Raw genomic sequence first — 16,364 nt, 5'->3', positions numbered from 1 at the left:
AAAGCATCCTCATGGTGTTTTTTATGTTGTCCATCTTGCTGGTTCCGGTACCGTACTATGTGATGAAACCAGGTTCAGCACAGGATGTGGGTTCAATGATGTCGATTGCAGGAGAAGAAGACATCTATCATCGCTTTTATTTAACGACGATTTCACTGGTGAAAGGAAATATCTTTTGGTACGTGTATGCCAATGTAGACCGAGATTCTGAATTGATCGCGGAGGAAGAAGTAGTGATAAAAGGGGAAGACCCGCAGGAGTATCGGGTGCGACAAGAGGAGATGATGGAGTCCTCGCAAGAAGCGGCCATTATTGCTGCCTATACATTTGCGGAGAAAGATGTCACAGTGGATAACCGCGGGTTAAAAATTTTGCGTGTAGTGGAGGGGATGGGAGCAACCAGGGAGTTAATGCCCGGTGATGTCCTGGTTGCTGTCGATGGAGAGAGGGTGAATAGTGTTGAGCAATTAGGGGAGTTATTGGATGAAAAAAAAACAGGGGATAAGGTAGATATCGTGTATGAACGGCAAAGAGAAAGAAGGAAAGGGACGATTACCCTACGTCCGCTATCTGAGGATCCAAGTGCTAACGTGGGGATGGGGATCGTTCCTGTCGTCGACCGTGAAGTTGAAACAAAGCCAGAAGTTGAGATAGCGGTAGAGGAGATTGGTGGTCCTTCGGCAGGGTTGTTGTTTGCTTTGCAGATGGTGGACCTTTTAAGCGAAGGGGATTTGTCTAAGGGATATAAAGTTGCTGGGACTGGCACGCTATCGACAACGGGAGAAGTAGGTCAGATCGGAGGTGCTTCATATAAGGTATTAGCGGCTGAGCAAGCTGGAGCGGAGCTCTTTTTCGTGCCGCGAGACCGTACAGAAACGGAGCGTAATACACATGATGCGAGGGAGAGAGTCAAAAGAGATGGATTAGATATTAGAGTCGTTCCTGTTTCTTCTTTGGAGGAAGCGGTAATGTATTTAGAGACCTTGCCAGAAAAGCGACAAGCTAAAAACCTTGACACAAGCCAAGTACTTATCTTATAATGTTTTTTGTTTTGAAGGAGTGAACAGGTTGCAAATTTCCTTAATTGAACTTCATCAGATGGACGAAACACGGGTATGGAAAGCGACGGTAGAATTGAAGAGAGAAGATTGGGCACAGATATCTCAATTGCAAAGTTTGAGTCCGTTACAGGTGGAAGTGAAAGCTGAGCGGGAAGAGGGATTGTATCGTCTTACTGGGAAACAAACGGCGGAAGCGGTGTTTGACTGTTCACGCTGTGTAGAGCGTTATACGACGACGCTAACGATGAGGTGGTCACAGTTAATCACCGATCAAGCGCATCGTATTGAAAAAGATGCGGAGACAGAAGTCCACTTGATTCAAGGGGCGGAGGTAGATGTGTTGCCTTATATACGGGAAGCGCTCCTCCTCGGTTTACCGCTGGCACCGCTCTGCGCTGAGGATTGTAAGGGATTATGTGCAAAATGTGGCAGCAATCAAAATGAGCAGCCGTGTAATTGTAATGTGGATCGAATTGACCCTCGTCTACAGGACTTGGAGCTCCTACTTAAAAACGATGGGGAATCATCATCTTAAGATGGATAACTTTTACGCTACGATAGAGAATATACCGCTCTAATGGAGTGGAAGGTGATCAGAACATTGATGGACGAGCCTATAACCTTGATCTTTAAGCCTAGGCTAGGTGTCTTATGCATCGCCTCAATATCGGTGTGTGCCCTGGAGGGCGTAAGGTTTTCATAAATATCTTATGTTCTGAAGCGGATAGTATGGTAAAATAGAAGCACTGTGTCGCGATAGGAACTTTATTAGAGGGGGTGAAAACATGGCAGTACCGTTTAGACGTACTTCAAAAACGCGGAAAAACAAACGTCGCACTCATTACAAACTTTCCGTACCAGGTATGGTTCGTTGCCCACAATGTGATGCGATGAAGTTGGCTCACCGTGTATGTAAAGAGTGTGGTTACTACAAAGGTGCAGAGGTCGTGAACAACGACTGATGAGCGGATAAAAAACAGGAGCCGGAAGAACTCTTTCGGTTCTTGTTTTTTTTTATGCTCTCCGCTATACTGTATTTAATACTTGGTCTTAATAGGTGGTCTTAAAAAAATAGAATGCAAATATAGAAGGTGGTGGGGTGCGCCGTGCGTTCGTCTAAAAAAGAAAGACAACAACGGCTTGCTCACTTGTTACAGTCAGATCCGTTTCTCACAGATGAAGAAGTGGCGCGTTTGTTCCAGGTAAGCATTCAGACGATCCGCCTGGATCGTATGGAATTAAAGATTCCGGAATTGCGGGAGCGAATTAAACAAGTGGCAGAAGAATCCCTTGAGGATGTGCGTTCGCTAGCTCCTGACGAGGTGATTGGAGAAATAGTGGAAATCCAACTGGGTTTTAGTGGGGTTTCGCTATTTGAAGTGAAGAAAGAGCATGTGTTTGCGCGCACGCATATTGCACGCGGACATCATCTGTTTGCGCAAGCGAATTCGCTGGCGATTGCTCTGATGGATGCAGAAGTAGCATTAACTGCAACGGCGGGGATCTCATTTGTACGGCCCGTGCGGCTGGGGGAAAAATGTACTGCACGAGCCCATGTGGTAAGGGAATCGGGTAGTCGAACCCAAGTAGATGTGATTACCTCGGTAGAGGGTGAAACTGTTTTTCAAGGAGTACTAGATCTGTATCGTTCGGAAGATGGAGAAGCATGGATGAGGGGAGGAAAAGAAGAGTGAGAATTGCACTTGATGCGATGGGCGGCGATCATGCTCCCGCTGAAATTGTAGCAGGCGCCGTGCGTGCCGCACGTGCGTGGCCAGATACTCACTTTATTCTCGTGGGAAAGGAGGATCAGGTAACGGCGTTGCTGGAGGAAGAGAGGCTAACCAACATCAGTTATCGGGCGACCACAGAGGTGATTGAAGCGACGGATGAGCCTGTGCGTTCCGTACGTCGGAAAAAGGATTCATCGATGGTGGTTGGATGTCAAATGGTGAGAGCGGGAGAGGCAGATGCATTTGTTAGTGCAGGAAATACAGGAGCTTTGATGGCGGCTGGACTTTTTTATACAGGTCGTCTTAAAGGCATTGATCGTCCCGCTTTGGCGCCCATGTTTCCAACAGTAGATGGTAGAGGGATTCTTGTTTTGGATGTAGGCGCTAATATTGACCCTCGTCCGCAACATTTACAACAGTATGCATTGATGGGCAGTATCTATATGGAGAAAGCGCGTGGAGTGGCAAATCCTCGCATTGGACTATTAAATATTGGAGCAGAAGCTGGCAAGGGGAATGAGTTAACAAAACAAACATATGAATTGCTCGAGCAGGAAGAGAAGATTCGCTTCGTGGGTAACGTGGAGGCACGTGAGGTACTGCAAGGTCCGTGTGAAGTGGTTGTTTGTGATGGTTTTAGTGGAAACATCTTACTTAAGAGCGCAGAGGGCATGGGTTCTATTCTACTCAAAGGTATTACGCAAGAGTTTACGCGTAACGCTTTAACAAAAGGAGCCGCTTTTATCTTAAAAAAGGGATTAAAAAGATTCCTGAAGGAAATGGATTATAGAGAGTATAATGGTGCGATGCTGATGGGGCTCAAGGGTGTGGTTGTGAAAGCGCACGGTTCATCAGATGCGCATGAATTTATGATTGCCATTCGGCGTACGCGGGAAATTGTCCAAGGTCAAGTCGTAAGTAAAATCTCTGAATCGTTAGCGACGTAAGAGAGGGGTTATGAGAGATGAGATCGGTCAGCATCATCGGTACAGGTTCCCATCTGCCGGATCGGGTTCTAACTAACGCCGATTTGGAAAAGATGGTAGATACTAATGATGAATGGATTGTGAGTAGAACGGGAATTCGTGAGCGTCATATTGCCAGTGAGGATGAAGCTTCCTCGGATTTAGCTGTACGAGCAGGGGAAAAGGCAATAGCTGCTGCTGGCATCAATAAAGATGAGATCGATCTCATCATTGTAGCGACGGTAACACCAGATACGATGTTTCCGGCTACGGCTTGTCTTGTGCAAGATCGATTAGGTATTCCGCAAGCGGCAACGTTTGATTTATCAGCCGCATGCACCGGATTTTTATATGGAATCGCGACCGCCTCTCAATTTATTGCGACGGGGATGTATACGCACGCTCTTGTTATCGGTGTGGAGTGTTTGTCTAAGATCGTCAACTGGGATGATCGTGACACTTGTGTGCTCTTTGGTGACGGAGCAGGAGCTGCTGTGTTAGGTCCTGTAGAAACGGGCGGATTCCAATCATTTGAACTAGGTGCTGATGGGGCAGGAAGTAACCTGTTAAGTCTGCCGGCGGGTGGATCACGGTTACCCGCCTCGCCATTGACGGTAGAAAAACAGCTCCATACTCTTCATATGGCAGGAAGAGAAGTGTTTAAGTTTGCGGTGCGTGTGATGGAGAGTGCGACGGATGCGGTGCTGGAAAAAGCGGGTCTTAAGCGCGAAGATATTGATTTCCTCGTTCCACATCAAGCTAATATTCGTATTATCGAATCAGCAGCAAAGCGTCTTGGCTTAAGTCGTGATACATTTATCGTTAATTTGGATCGCTACGGTAATATGTCTTCTGCTTCCATCCCCATCGCTCTTGATGAAGCAGTGCGGAGTGGACGGATACAGGTGGGGGATCAGCTTGTGCTCGTTGGATTCGGTGGAGGGCTTACATGGGGGGCTTGTGTGCTTCAATGGACGATGGAAGGAGGGGCAGATTGATGAGTATGCGAGTAGCTGCTATTTTTCCTGGACAAGGGGCGCAACAAGTAGGAATGGGGAAGGCGCTTGCCGAAAAAAGTGTACGAGCTCGACATCTGTTCCAAGAAGCAGATGATGCACTCGGCTTCTCTTTAACCCAGCTGATGTTTGCAGGTCCGCAAGAGAAATTGACACTAACCTATCATGCACAGCCAGCAATATTAGCGGTTAGCTATGCGCTTTATCTGGAGTGGCAAGAGTACGGGATCACGCCCGCAGCAGTAGCAGGCCATAGTTTAGGGGAATATACGGCATTGGTGGCAAGCGGCGCGCTCTCTTTTACAGATGCGATCCGACTTGTGCATCAGCGAGGGCTTTACATGGAAGAAGCTGTACCTGTAGGACTAGGGTCGATGGCGGCAGTCATAGGCCTGGATGGATCTGAAGTGGAAGCGATGTGTCAGGCGTTTTCGCAAAAGGAAAAAGTAGTAGAGGCTGCCAACTTTAATTCTCCGGGTCAGGTGGTGCTCTCTGGTCATCGCATGGCGGTGGAAGCGATGGGGGTGCAGATGAAAGAACAGGGAGCGAGACGAGTCTTGCCATTAGATGTGAGCGGTCCTTTTCATTCGAGCCTGATGAAACCAGCGGCAGATAAATTAGAGGCGAGTTTGGAACAAGTGTCTTTATCTGAGTTAACTATCCCTGTGATAAGCAACGTAACTGCACGTCCGCATAAGAACGAGGCCTCCTCGATTAAACACCTGCTAGTGGAGCAAGTGACTTCGCCTGTTCGATGGGAAGAATCGGTCAGCTATATGGCATCAGAAGGAATAAATGCTTTTGTGGAGTTAGGCCCAGGAAAAGTGCTTACTGGTTTGGTAAAACGGACTGCGCGTGGGGCGGATGCCTTCTCGGTTCAAGACCCGTCATCGCTGGAGCAAGCTCAAGCATGGTCATCTTCAACACAAACAGGGGGTTGATCTCATGATGCTGCAAGGGAAAAAAGCGATTGTAACTGGAGGATCACGTGGCATTGGTAAGGCGATTGCACTTGCTCTAGCGCGGGCTGGGGCAGATGTGGCTATTGTTTATGCCGGTAATCATGAAGCGGCGGAACAGACAGTAAAGCAGATTAGGGAAACAGGGCAAGAAGGTATCTCACTACAAGCCAATGTAGCTGAGGCTCACGAGGTGACTGCCGCGGTAAAACAAGTTCACGACCACTTTGGGCGTATTGATGTGTTGGTTAATAACGCTGGAATCACTAAGGACAACCTACTTTTGCGCCTCAAAGAAGATGAGTGGGATCAAGTGATTGATACCAACTTAAAAGGGGCTTTTCTTTTTACCAAGGCGGTGATGCGCCCGATGATTAAACAGCGGAGTGGAAGAATTATCAATATAAGCTCTGTAGTGGGGGTGATTGGTAACCCAGGACAAAGTAATTATGTGGCAGCAAAATCAGGCATGATTGGATTGACGAAAGCGACGGCGAAAGAGGTAGCTAGCCGCAACATTACCGTTAATGCGATTGCCCCTGGCTTTATCGAGACAGAGATGACGGCGGTATTGGCAGATGAAGTTCGTGCTGGTCTGTTAGCACAAATCCCACTGCAGCGCTTAGGCTGCCCTGAAGAGGTAGCCGATGTTGTACTATTTTTCGCTTCTGATCAGGCGCGTTATATTACAGGGCAGACATTAAATGTAGATGGGGGCATGGTGACTGGTTAACGGAAGAGTGAGGATAAAGATTTCATGAAACCGTTTTCATCCTAGTTTTTTTCAATCTTTTTTCGTATAATGACGGAGGGGAGGTGAACGTCGATGGCAGAAACACTAGAGCGTGTAAAGCGCATCATCGTCGATCGCTTAGATGTTGATGCTTCTGAAGTAACCCTAGAAGCATCCGTCAAAGATGATTTGGATGCAGATTCCTTAGATATTACAGATTTAATGTTAGAGTTAGAAGATGAGTTTGGTTTGGAAATCTCCGATGAAGAAGCGGAGAAGATTGAAACTGTTGGTGATATCGTTACCTATATCAATAGCAAGGTGAAGTAATGATTGGAGATAAAAGTCCCGTCCATTTGCGGGGCTTTCTCCACTTTTACTTACACGAATGTTTCTAATAAAAGGGCGGTGAACCTTTTGACAAATAGAGTCGTAATCTCAGGCGTAGGCGTTGTTTCGCCGATTGGAATAGGGAAAGATCGCTTTTGGGAATCTTTAATCGCAGGGAAGTCCGGAGTGGGATCTATTTCACACTTTGACCCCAGTGGCTATTCTACTACGATTGCAGCAGAAGTAAATGATTTTGATCCATTACAATATATGCAAAAGAAGGAAGCTCGCCGTATGGATCGCTTTGTACAGTTTGCCGTGGCGTCTTCGCAACTTGCACTGGCGGATGCAGGGGTGAAGATGGATGAAGTGGATCCGTATCGTGTGGGAGTCTATATCGGTTCAGGGATTGGCGGGTTAGGTACACTTGAAGATCAGCACAAGACATTGCTTGAACGTGGACCTCGTCGGGTCAGTCCTTTCTTTATTCCGATGATGATTGCTAACATCGCATCAGGGCAGGTCTCTATCTTAACGGGTGCCAAGGGCCCCAACAGCGCTCCCATTTCCGCGTGTGCGACGGGTACACATGCTATTGGTGACGCTTTCCGTATGGTACAACGCGGAGACGCCGATATCATGATCGCTGGAGGAACTGAAGCCACCATTACACCGATGGCCATAGCGGGTTTTGCTTCGATGCATGCACTTTCTAAGCGTAATGACGAGCCAGAAAGAGCTAGTCGCCCCTTTGACCAGGAACGAGACGGTTTTGTGATGGGAGAGGGTGCGGGTGTGCTGGTTTTGGAATCGCTAGAGCATGCTCAAAAGCGTGGAGCCAATATTATTGCTGAAGTAGTTGGGTATGGAATGACGGCAGATGCGTATCATTTGACCAGCCCCTCCCCAGAAGGAGAAGGAGCTGGTAGAGCGATGAAATTGGCAATCCAAGATGCTGGACTGGAGCCAGCACAAATTGATTACATCAATGCACATGGTACTTCGACGGAGCTGAATGATCAGTTTGAGACCATGGCCATTAAAACGACCTTGGGAGAACACGCCAAACGAGTAGCGATCAGCTCCAACAAGTCGATGATGGGTCATCTGTTGGGAGCAGCAGGTGGGGTAGAGGCGATTGCTACGGCGCTTACTTTGCAGCAACAATGGATTCCGCCAACCATCAATTATGATCATCCTGATCCCAACTGTGATCTGGATTATGTACCCAACGAAGCACGGCAAGCAGATATTAGGGCGGCTCTCTCCAACTCATTAGGTTTTGGTGGACATAATGCAACGATCGCGTTAAAACAATATAGTGAAGGTTCGTCAGTAGAGGAGTGATGAGGGATGGATTTATCCGGGCTGGAGGAGAAAATCGGCCAAACGCTTCATAATAAAGAGCTATATGCACAAGCGTTTACTCACACTTCTTATGTGCATGAAAATAAGGGGAAACAAGTGGAATTGGATAATGAGCGCTTAGAGTATTTGGGGGATGCTGTCCTCGAATTGATTGTTTCTGAGCATTTATATCATCGCTTTCCTGATATGAGTGAGGGAGAGTTGACGCGCCTGCGTTCTCGAATCGTATGCGAACCATCGCTCGCCGCTTTTGCCAAAGGACTTCATTTTGGAGAGTATGTGTTTTTAGGCAAGGGAGAAGAGATGGCGGGGGGGCGCAACCGACCCGCACTATTAGCAGATGTATTTGAAGCTTTCATCGGTGCTCTCTTTCTTGACCAGGGGGTAGAGGTGGCGAAGCAATTTTTAGCGAAAATCGTGTTCCCACATATCGACGATGAGAACTGGCTGGTACAGATTACAGATGCTAAAAGCATGCTACAAGAAGTGGTTCAACAGAAGGGGCAAGGAACCGTCGAATATCGGATCGTGGATGTGAAGGGTCCTGCCCACGATCGGCAATTTGACGCAGAAGTGTGGCTGCTCGATCGGCGCATGGGGCATGGAACGGGTCGCTCCAAAAAGGAAGCGGAACAGGCAGCCGCTTCAATGGCATTAAAGCAATTCCAGACTCAGAACTAAAAACACGGGTGAAAAAGACCACTGGTTGTACCATGGACCAGTGGTCTTTGTGTGTTGTTTGGTTCATGACGAGTAAGATTGAGACAGGGAAGTTCAAGGTGTCGGGATTATGGTAAACTAGAAGAGTTCATCGAGCGAAGAGAAGGGGGGAAAACGCGTGTATTTAAAGCGATTAGAGATGATCGGGTTTAAGTCTTTTGCTGATCGTACTGAGATGACTTTTACTAATGGAGTCAGCGGGGTGGTTGGCCCTAATGGTAGTGGGAAAAGTAATGTGACCGATGCGATTCGCTGGGTGTTGGGGGAACAGAGTGCCAAGTCTTTACGCGGAGTGAAGATGGAGGATGTTATCTTCGCAGGTAGTGATACGCGTAAGCCGGTTGGTTACTGTGAAGTCGGATTAACCTTGGATAATACCGATCAGTCTCTACCGTTGGATTACGATGAAGTTCGCATCAGTCGTCGTGTCTACCGCAGTGGTGAGAGCCATTACTATATCAATAATCAAACCTGCCGTTTAAAGGATTTGACTGAGTTGTTTATGGACACTGGGATCGGTAAAGAAGCATATTCCATGATCGGTCAAGGGCGAATTGACGACATTTTAAGCACCAAGTCAGAAGATCGACGGGCGATCTTTGAGGAAGCGGCGGGGATCGTAAAGTATAAAACGCGTAAACGTGAAGCAGAGAAGAAGTTGGAGGCGACGGAACAAAATCTAGAACGTCTCTATGACTTGATTATTGAGATACGCGATCAGATTGAACCATTGGTCGAGCAAGCGGAAAGCGCAAAAAAGTACAAGGCATATAAAGAACAGCTGACAAAAGTAGAAATTGGTTTGTATGTACATAAGATCGATCAGCTGCATGCAGAGTGGAACCAATCCCTCAAGGGAATGGAGAAGTTAAAAGATGATTACGCACGCTTTGCGGCTGAAGTTCGTGGTCAAGAGGCAGAGCTGGAGTCATTTGTTCTCACCTTGACGGAACAGGAGCAGAAGGTAGAAGCACTACAAGCTCGTCTGCTTGAAGTAAGTGAGGAAGTAGAGAAAGCAGAGGGGCAAAAAGATGTATTGGCAGAGCGAATACAGGCAAGGAAAACATGGATTGAGGAGTCATTTGAACGTGAGCGTCAATTGTTAGAAACGGATGGGCGGTTGGCGATAGAGATTGATTCGTTGACGGGACGGAAGGGGGAAGAGGAGAAAAAACAAATAGAGATTGCCGATGAAGTGCGCAGTTGTGAGGAACGATTACAGATGACAGGAGAGAATGCTGCTGGTTATTTGGAAGCGCAACAAGAGCGCTGGCAGGAGCTAGGGAATCAACTAGCGGGAGTAGTAAGTGAAAATAGTATGCTAGCGCAACAACGAGAGCAACTTCTTGCTACGCAGAAAAGAGTGCAACAGGATCAAGAGGAAGTATCGAAAGAGCTGACACAGGCACAGCGGCGCCTGCAGGAATTGTATTCTGAGAAGACGAATATGGAGCATCTGCAACAGAACGTCATCTCGCAGGTAGAAGAGCATACACGGGAATGGCAGCGCCATGTGGAACAGTTTCATGATTTGGAACGAGAGGTGAAGGTGGCAGAACAGGAGCATCATAAAGTGCGCTCCCGCTTTGATCTTAATAAAGAGTTGGAAGCAGAACATGCTGGCTTTTTTCAAGGAGTAAAAATGCTCCTTAAGGCGCGCGATCGTGGAGAAGAACGTCTACAAGCGGTGCATGGTGCTGTTGCTCAGTTGATTCGGGTGCCGGAGAAAGTTGAGGCCGCGATGGAGATCGCTCTGGGAGGAGCGATGCAGCATCTGGTTGTCACCGATGAGGCAGCTGGGCGAAATGGGATCGAATGGTTGAAGCGACAACGGGCAGGTCGCGCCACCTTTTTACCCTTAGATGTGATCCGAGCGCGCGCCCTGTCTGCACAAGAACTTGAGCGGGTACGTCATCACGAGGGTTTTATCGGGATTGCGGCGGATTTGATCGAAACAGAACCTCAGTATCAATCCCTGGTCTCCTATCTTCTCGGTCATGTTATTGTGGCTCGTCAATTAGAAGAAGCGCATCGCTTGGCATCCATCCTTCGTTATCGTTATCGCATCGTCACCTTAGAAGGGGAAGTAGTTAATCCAGGTGGCTCGATGTCGGGAGGAAGCCGCGCACAGGCAAAGAATGCGTTATTAAGCCGTGCACGCGAGATTGAGAAATTGGAAGAAGCTGTTGTTGCATGTGAGCGGAGAGAAAAAGAGCTGCGGGAGCAGTTAGAACGACTCGATGAAAAGGGGCGTATTCACCAACAGCGGCTGCACCAGTGCGAAACAGAAAAGGAGCAACTTCGTCAACGTCAGCAAGAGCTGTATGTACAAGTACGTGAACAAGAGATGGCCTGCCGTACATTAACAGAGAAGGTAGATCACATGGGGTCAGAAGAAAGAACGCTTGATACCCGTATAGATAAGCTGGTTGCCCAGCACGAGCAAAATGAAGAGCGTGCCCACAAGGTAGAGGAAGAGCGAGCGGAACTGAGTGCACGGATTCGTTTAGCACAAACATCGGCGCAGGAGCAAGCGTCCGCACGTGAAGAGACGGTACAAGCACTGACAGAGTGGAAAGTGAAGGCAGCACATGTGGAGCAGTCGTTAGCGCACCTCTTATCCAATCTAGAGCGGGCGGAGGAAGAACAAGGACGTATTCGAGCGCAACTGCATACTGTGCTCACCCAGCGACGTGAAGCAGAAGTAGAGCTGTCACAGAGCCAACAAGAGATGGAGGAATGGGGGAAGTTGGCGTTTGGTTCGCGCAAAGGGAAAGAAGAAGTAGCACAAGCCTTAGAAGAAGGAAAACGCGAGCGCAATCGTATGCAGTCGGAGCGAAAGATGCGTGAAGAGGTGGTACGTAGGCAGTCCAAAGAGTTGCGTCAACAAGAAGAAGCGCTTTCCAAAGAAGAGATTCGGGCCACTCGGCTGGATGTAGAATTAAATCACTTGCTGGAAAAGCTAGCGGAAGAGTATGAGCTTAGCTTTGAATTGGCACGCCAGAGGTACCCTGTTCCTGAACAGGCAGAGCAAGCGGAGCGTGGAGTGCGTTCACTTAAAACGAAGATTCAAGCGTTAGGAGATGTGAACATTGGAGCGATAGAGGAACACCAACGGTTATCGGAACGGCTCTTTTTTCTCGAATCCCAGCGTGATGATCTGATGGAAGCGAAGCAAAAGCTATATGAAGTGATTCAACGCATGGAAGATGAGATGTCCACCCGCTTCATAGAAAACTTCGAAGCGATTCGGGCCCACTTTGGCGATGTGTTTGTCAAAATGTTTGGAGGCGGTCGTGCAGATCTTGTCTTAACAGAACCGGAAAATCTGTTGACGACCGGTATCGAAATTATGGCGCAGCCGCCCGGGAAAAAGCTACAGAACTTAGCGCTGTTGTCAGGGGGCGAGCGGGCACTGACGGCAATTGCGCTCTTGTTTGCGGTACTATGTATTAAACCTGTGCCCTTCTGTGTATTGGATGAGGTGGATGCTGCACTGGATGAGGCTAACTTGACCCGCTTTACGCGCTACCTGAAAGAGTTCTCGCAAGAAACGCAGTTTATTATTATTACACACCGCAAGCGGACGATGGAGGGAGCAGATGTCTTATATGGGATTACTATGCAGGAATCAGGTGTTTCTACTCCCGTCTCGATTCGCTTGGAAGATTACGATGAAAAAAGAGAAGTAGCTGCTACTCATATGTAGGAGGAGATGAAGAATGAGTATTTTTAAACGCTTAAAGGAGAAAGTATCGAAAACAACAGATTCTGTTACGCAAAAGTTTGTAACTGGGCTGAGCAAAACCAGTTCTTCGATGGTGGGAGCGATGGATGATCTATTCCGTCGCAGCCGTATTGATGAAGAGTTGTACGAAGAGCTAGAAGATATCTTGATCAGTGCGGATGTAGGTGTAAATACGACGATGGAATTGGTCGATCGTTTGCGCACCCAGGTAAAAGAAAGGAAAATTAAGGAACCACAAGAATTACAGCCTCTGATGTCGGAGCTTATATTAGATATCTTGGAGCAGGATGATCAAGGGAGTCAGCTTAAGATGAACGAAGAGGATCTTACTGTGATCCTCTTCGTAGGTGTGAATGGTGTGGGAAAAACAACTTCCATCGGAAAGCTAGCACATAAGTTAAAAGGTGAAGGAAAAAAAGTGGTGATGGCGGCAGGGGATACATTCCGAGCCGGAGCGATCGAGCAGTTAGAAATTTGGGGCGAGCGCGTCGGTGTGGATGTGATTAAACATCAATCGGGAGCAGATCCAGCAGCCGTTATCTATGATGGGATTCAAGCAGCACGAGCACGCGGGGCAGATGTGTTGCTCTGTGATACAGCAGGTCGTTTGCACAGCCAAGTTAATTTGATGGCAGAACTGAAAAAAGTGCGGCGGGTGGTGGAACGTGAAATTGCCGGTGGGCCTCACGAAGTATTGCTTGCGCTCGATGCAACCACAGGGCAAAATGCGTTACAGCAGGCGAAACTCTTTGGCGAAGCCGTCGATGTGAGCGGGATTGTACTGACGAAAATGGATGGCACTGCCAAGGGCGGCATCGTGGTAGCGATTGCACACGAGCAAGGTGTACCAGTTAAAATGATAGGTTTAGGGGAGCAAATGGACGATCTGCAACCGTTCTCGGCGGAGCAGTATATACACGCTCTATTTGGGACAGTGCTTGAAAAAGACGAAAAATAGAGTATCAAGGAAAAAGACTTGACACATGAAGTGGGATTGGGTATCATGGGTTACGGTTGTTGTGATTGCGACTCACCTGAAGCCAAGGAGTGACGCTCGTGTTAGAAAAGACAACGCGTGTCAATCTACTATGCGATTTTTATGCTCCACTCTTAACAGAGAAACAGCGAAGTATGTTGGAGCTGTATTTTCATGAAGACTGGTCACTAGGTGAAATCGCTGCGGAATATGAAGTTTCTCGCCAAGCGGTTTTTGAAGCGATCAAACGTGCGCAAGGGGTATTGGAGGAGACGGAGTCGCATTTGATGCTCCTCGATAAGCATCAGAAGCGGCGGCGGATTACAGGTGAAATAGCGGAGGCTGTTTCGTCTGACCCAGAGCTGAAGCTGAAGATCACCCCCTTGCTGGAAGAACTACTGCAACTCGATTAGCCCCACAGGGAGTCAAGCACAGCTTGCGAGATAGAGTTGGGAGGCTTTCGCTATGGCATTAGATGGGTTATCTGAACGGTTACAGGCCGCCCTCAATAAATTAAAGCGTAAAGGGAAAGTGACAGAAGCGGATGTAAAGGAAGCGATGCGTGAAGTGCGACTCGCCCTTTTGGAAGCGGATGTTAACTTTAAAGTGGTAAAAGAGTTTGTGTCCAAAGTACGGGAACGTTCGATTGGACAAGAAGTGTTGGATAGTCTTACCCCCGGTCAGCAAGTGATCAAGGTGGTTAATGACGAGCTGACACAGCTAATGGGCGGAGAACAGAGCAAATTAGCACAAGCGTCAAAGTCACCTACTGTAATCATGATGGTGGGCTTACAGGGTGCTGGTAAAACGACGACAGCAGGTAAGTTGTCGCGTCACTTGAGCAAGCAGAATAAGCGACCTTACTTAGTAGCAGGGGATGTGTATCGCCCGGCAGCGATTCGTCAGTTGGAAGTGATCGGTGAGCAAGTGGATGTACCGGTCTTCTCGCTGGGTGACAAAGAGAATCCTGTACGAATTGCGACTGAGGGATTGGCGCAGGCCAAAGAGAGCGGTGCTGATTACTGTATTATCGATACTGCTGGTCGCCTTCACATCGATGAGACGATGATGGATGAGTTAAAAGCAGTGCGTGCGGCAGTGAATCCAGATGAAATTTTACTCGTTGTCGATGCGATGACGGGACAAGATGCGGTAAATGTGGCAGAGAGCTTTAATAGCGATCTTGGTTTGACTGGAGTTGTACTCACGAAGCTCGATGGGGATACACGTGGTGGGGCAGCACTCTCTGTTAAGGCAGTGACAGATTGTCCGATAAAATTCGTCGGTCTCGGCGAAAAGATGGATGCATTGGAGCCTTTTTATCCTGATCGGATGGCCTCGCGTATTTTGGGGATGGGGGATGTATTAAGCCTCATTGAAAAAGCGCAAGCCAATGTAGATGCAGATAGAGCAAAAGAGCTAGAACGCAAAATGCGGACGCAACAGTTTACCTTTGATGACTTTATCGACCAATTACAGCAGGTGCGTAACATGGGGCCGCTGGATGAAATACTTGGCATGATGCCAGGGATGGGTCAGATGAAGGGGCTTAAAAATTTGAAGGTGGATGAGAGTCATTTAACGCGTGTCGAAGCGATTATCCGTTCGATGACAAAGCAGGAGAAAACACATCCTGAGGTGATTAATGCGAGTCGTCGACGGCGCATCGCGCAGGGGAGTGGAACTTCCGTTCAGGATGTTAACCGCTTAATCAAGCAATTTGATGATATGAAGAAAATGATGAAACAGTTCTCAGGGATGCAAAAAAGTGGCGGTAAGAAGAAACGTCGTGGCGCATTTAAGTTTCCGTTTATGCAATAAGGTATGAAGATACCTAGAAGCAGTTATCCTGGATAGGGAGGTGAAATAAACATGGCAGTGAAAATTCGTCTGAAGCGGATGGGTGCTAAGAAAGTACCATTCTACCGTTTGGTAGCTACTGATTCCCGTTCTCCACGTGATGGTCGCTTTATCGAAGAAATCGGTTACTATAACCCATTGAAAGACCCAGTGGTCTTGAAAATTGATAAAGAGAAGGCAATGAAGTGGTTGGAAAATGGTGCTCAACCGTCGGATACGGTGAAAAACCTTTTCCGTCAAGAAGGGATCATGAAAGAATTCCATGAAAAGAAATTACAAAAGTAGGGCCTTGGTAGGGGAAGGAACCTTTATGTTTGACGTATTTGCCCCTTCCCTTCAGGTAGATGAGAGGAGAGGGTTATATGACCTCATCTGAATCTCTCTTATGTGTAGGCCAGATTGGCACGACTCATGGCCTGAGAGGGGATGTCAATGTAAAGGCGCGAACGGATTTCCCTGAGGTGCGCTTTGCCAAAGGAAAATCCCTCTTCGTTCAAGATTCCTCGGGTGCGATTTCTTCCCTGACTGTTGAAAGTGCTCGACCGCATAAGAACGCTTATCTTGTACGGTTTCGTGAGTGGAATCGGATTGAAGAGGCGGAGCCATTTAAAGGCTCTCTCTTGTATGTCCGTCGCGAGGATACGGTTGACTCTGGAGTAGATGAGTATTATTTTCATGAGATCGTGGGTTGTCAGGTGGAAACCTTGACAGGCGAACCCGTGGGAACCGTTAAAGAAATCTTGCCATTAGGTGCGAACGATGTGTGGGTTATTCGCCGTGACCACGATAGCGATTTATTGATTCCTTTTATTGAGGAGATTGTAAAAGAGGTCGATATCGCCAAGCAGATCGTTCGGATTAAGTGGATGGAAGGTTTGGGAGAGTAGAGGTGCAG

17 protein-coding genes are annotated in these 16,364 nt (G+C 47.8%); all 17 read left to right on the top strand.

Going from position 1 to position 16,364, the window contains the following annotated elements; translation table 11 throughout:
* The first annotated feature begins 11 nt into the window (after positions 1 to 11).
* The 17 genes from NXZ84_RS07240 (at position 12) to rimM (ending at position 16,356) form a co-directional block, all read left to right on the top strand.
* A complete protein-coding gene (locus tag NXZ84_RS07240) occupies positions 12 to 1,040 on the top strand; it encodes a YlbL family protein (protein ID WP_258839599.1) in 1,029 nt (342 codons plus the stop codon).
* 28 nt (positions 1,041 to 1,068) lie between these two features.
* On the top strand, positions 1,069 to 1,596 hold the full coding sequence (locus tag NXZ84_RS07235) for a YceD family protein (RefSeq protein WP_258839598.1): 528 nt from the start codon (positions 1,069 to 1,071) through the stop codon (positions 1,594 to 1,596).
* Positions 1,597 to 1,846: 250 nt separating this feature from the next.
* A complete protein-coding gene (rpmF, locus tag NXZ84_RS07230) occupies positions 1,847 to 2,023 on the top strand; it encodes a 50S ribosomal protein L32 (RefSeq protein ID WP_258839597.1) in 177 nt (58 codons plus the stop codon).
* A gap of 144 nt (positions 2,024 to 2,167) precedes the next feature.
* The gene (gene fapR / locus NXZ84_RS07225; RefSeq protein ID WP_258839596.1) at positions 2,168 to 2,755 is read left to right on the top strand and encodes a transcription factor FapR; all 588 of its coding nucleotides are present in this window, start codon (positions 2,168 to 2,170) and stop codon (positions 2,753 to 2,755) included.
* On the top strand, positions 2,752 to 3,741 hold the full coding sequence (gene plsX / locus NXZ84_RS07220) for a phosphate acyltransferase PlsX (RefSeq protein ID WP_258839595.1): 990 nt from the start codon (positions 2,752 to 2,754) through the stop codon (positions 3,739 to 3,741). Before fapR ends, plsX begins: the two co-directional genes overlap by 4 nt.
* Before the next feature lie 17 nt (positions 3,742 to 3,758).
* Positions 3,759 to 4,757: a beta-ketoacyl-ACP synthase III gene (locus tag NXZ84_RS07215; RefSeq protein WP_258839594.1), complete on the top strand. Its 999-nt coding sequence runs from the start codon at positions 3,759 to 3,761 to the stop codon at positions 4,755 to 4,757.
* Positions 4,757 to 5,716 (top strand): ACP S-malonyltransferase, encoded by a 960-nt coding sequence (fabD, locus tag NXZ84_RS07210; protein ID WP_258839593.1) that lies wholly within the window; start codon positions 4,757 to 4,759, stop codon positions 5,714 to 5,716. Before NXZ84_RS07215 ends, fabD begins: the two co-directional genes overlap by 1 nt.
* Before the next feature lie 7 nt (positions 5,717 to 5,723).
* A complete protein-coding gene (gene fabG, locus NXZ84_RS07205) occupies positions 5,724 to 6,467 on the top strand; it encodes a 3-oxoacyl-[acyl-carrier-protein] reductase (RefSeq protein WP_258840358.1) in 744 nt (247 codons plus the stop codon).
* 93 nt (positions 6,468 to 6,560) lie between these two features.
* Positions 6,561 to 6,797, top strand: coding sequence for an acyl carrier protein (gene acpP / locus NXZ84_RS07200; RefSeq protein WP_258839592.1), 237 nt, complete (start codon positions 6,561 to 6,563; stop codon positions 6,795 to 6,797).
* A gap of 87 nt (positions 6,798 to 6,884) precedes the next feature.
* Complete coding sequence (gene fabF / locus NXZ84_RS07195; protein WP_258839591.1) at positions 6,885 to 8,144, top strand: beta-ketoacyl-ACP synthase II; 1,260 nt, start codon at positions 6,885 to 6,887, stop codon at positions 8,142 to 8,144.
* A gap of 6 nt (positions 8,145 to 8,150) precedes the next feature.
* Entirely contained in the window at positions 8,151 to 8,846 is a 696-nt protein-coding gene (gene rnc / locus NXZ84_RS07190; protein ID WP_258839590.1) for a ribonuclease III, read from the top strand.
* A gap of 157 nt (positions 8,847 to 9,003) precedes the next feature.
* Positions 9,004 to 12,594 carry a chromosome segregation protein SMC gene (gene smc / locus NXZ84_RS07185; protein ID WP_258839589.1) on the top strand — a complete coding sequence of 1,197 codons (3,591 nt, stop codon included), beginning with the start codon at positions 9,004 to 9,006 and terminating at the stop codon, positions 12,592 to 12,594.
* Between the two features lie 13 nt (positions 12,595 to 12,607).
* Positions 12,608 to 13,591: a signal recognition particle-docking protein FtsY gene (gene ftsY, locus NXZ84_RS07180; protein WP_258839588.1), complete on the top strand. Its 984-nt coding sequence runs from the start codon at positions 12,608 to 12,610 to the stop codon at positions 13,589 to 13,591.
* Between the two features lie 98 nt (positions 13,592 to 13,689).
* Positions 13,690 to 14,022, top strand: coding sequence for a putative DNA-binding protein (locus NXZ84_RS07175; RefSeq protein ID WP_258839587.1), 333 nt, complete (start codon positions 13,690 to 13,692; stop codon positions 14,020 to 14,022).
* 52 nt (positions 14,023 to 14,074) lie between these two features.
* A complete protein-coding gene (ffh, locus tag NXZ84_RS07170) occupies positions 14,075 to 15,430 on the top strand; it encodes a signal recognition particle protein (protein WP_258839586.1) in 1,356 nt (451 codons plus the stop codon).
* 51 nt (positions 15,431 to 15,481) lie between these two features.
* On the top strand, positions 15,482 to 15,754 hold the full coding sequence (gene rpsP / locus NXZ84_RS07165; protein ID WP_258839585.1) for a 30S ribosomal protein S16: 273 nt from the start codon (positions 15,482 to 15,484) through the stop codon (positions 15,752 to 15,754).
* 77 nt (positions 15,755 to 15,831) lie between these two features.
* On the top strand, positions 15,832 to 16,356 hold the full coding sequence (rimM, locus tag NXZ84_RS07160; protein WP_258839584.1) for a ribosome maturation factor RimM: 525 nt from the start codon (positions 15,832 to 15,834) through the stop codon (positions 16,354 to 16,356).
* Positions 16,357 to 16,364: the final 8 nt, after the last annotated feature.

The sequence above is a fragment of the Mechercharimyces sp. CAU 1602 genome, from assembly GCF_024753565.1.
In the GTDB taxonomy this organism is placed as follows: Bacteria; Bacillota; Bacilli; order Thermoactinomycetales; family JANTPT01; genus Mechercharimyces.
Note: the sequence above shows the minus strand (reverse complement) of the source record. Positions and strands in the feature narration are given on the sequence as shown.

What these genes read in the sequence shown, in the direction of transcription:
- NXZ84_RS07240 (WP_258839599.1), top strand. Translation starts at nt 12, where the DNA reads ATGGTGTTTTTTATGTTGTCCATCTTGCTGGTTCCGGTACCGTACTAT.
- ftsY (WP_258839588.1), top strand. Translation starts at nt 12,608, where the DNA reads ATGAGTATTTTTAAACGCTTAAAGGAGAAAGTATCGAAAACAACAGAT.
- fabD (WP_258839593.1), top strand. Translation starts at nt 4,757, where the DNA reads ATGAGTATGCGAGTAGCTGCTATTTTTCCTGGACAAGGGGCGCAACAA.
- rnc (WP_258839590.1), top strand. Translation starts at nt 8,151, where the DNA reads ATGGATTTATCCGGGCTGGAGGAGAAAATCGGCCAAACGCTTCATAAT.
- fabG (WP_258840358.1), top strand. Translation starts at nt 5,724, where the DNA reads ATGCTGCAAGGGAAAAAAGCGATTGTAACTGGAGGATCACGTGGCATT.
- rimM (WP_258839584.1), top strand. Translation starts at nt 15,832, where the DNA reads ATGACCTCATCTGAATCTCTCTTATGTGTAGGCCAGATTGGCACGACT.
- ffh (WP_258839586.1), top strand. Translation starts at nt 14,075, where the DNA reads ATGGCATTAGATGGGTTATCTGAACGGTTACAGGCCGCCCTCAATAAA.
- rpmF (WP_258839597.1), top strand. Translation starts at nt 1,847, where the DNA reads ATGGCAGTACCGTTTAGACGTACTTCAAAAACGCGGAAAAACAAACGT.
- NXZ84_RS07215 (WP_258839594.1), top strand. Translation starts at nt 3,759, where the DNA reads ATGAGATCGGTCAGCATCATCGGTACAGGTTCCCATCTGCCGGATCGG.
- acpP (WP_258839592.1), top strand. Translation starts at nt 6,561, where the DNA reads ATGGCAGAAACACTAGAGCGTGTAAAGCGCATCATCGTCGATCGCTTA.
- rpsP (WP_258839585.1), top strand. Translation starts at nt 15,482, where the DNA reads ATGGCAGTGAAAATTCGTCTGAAGCGGATGGGTGCTAAGAAAGTACCA.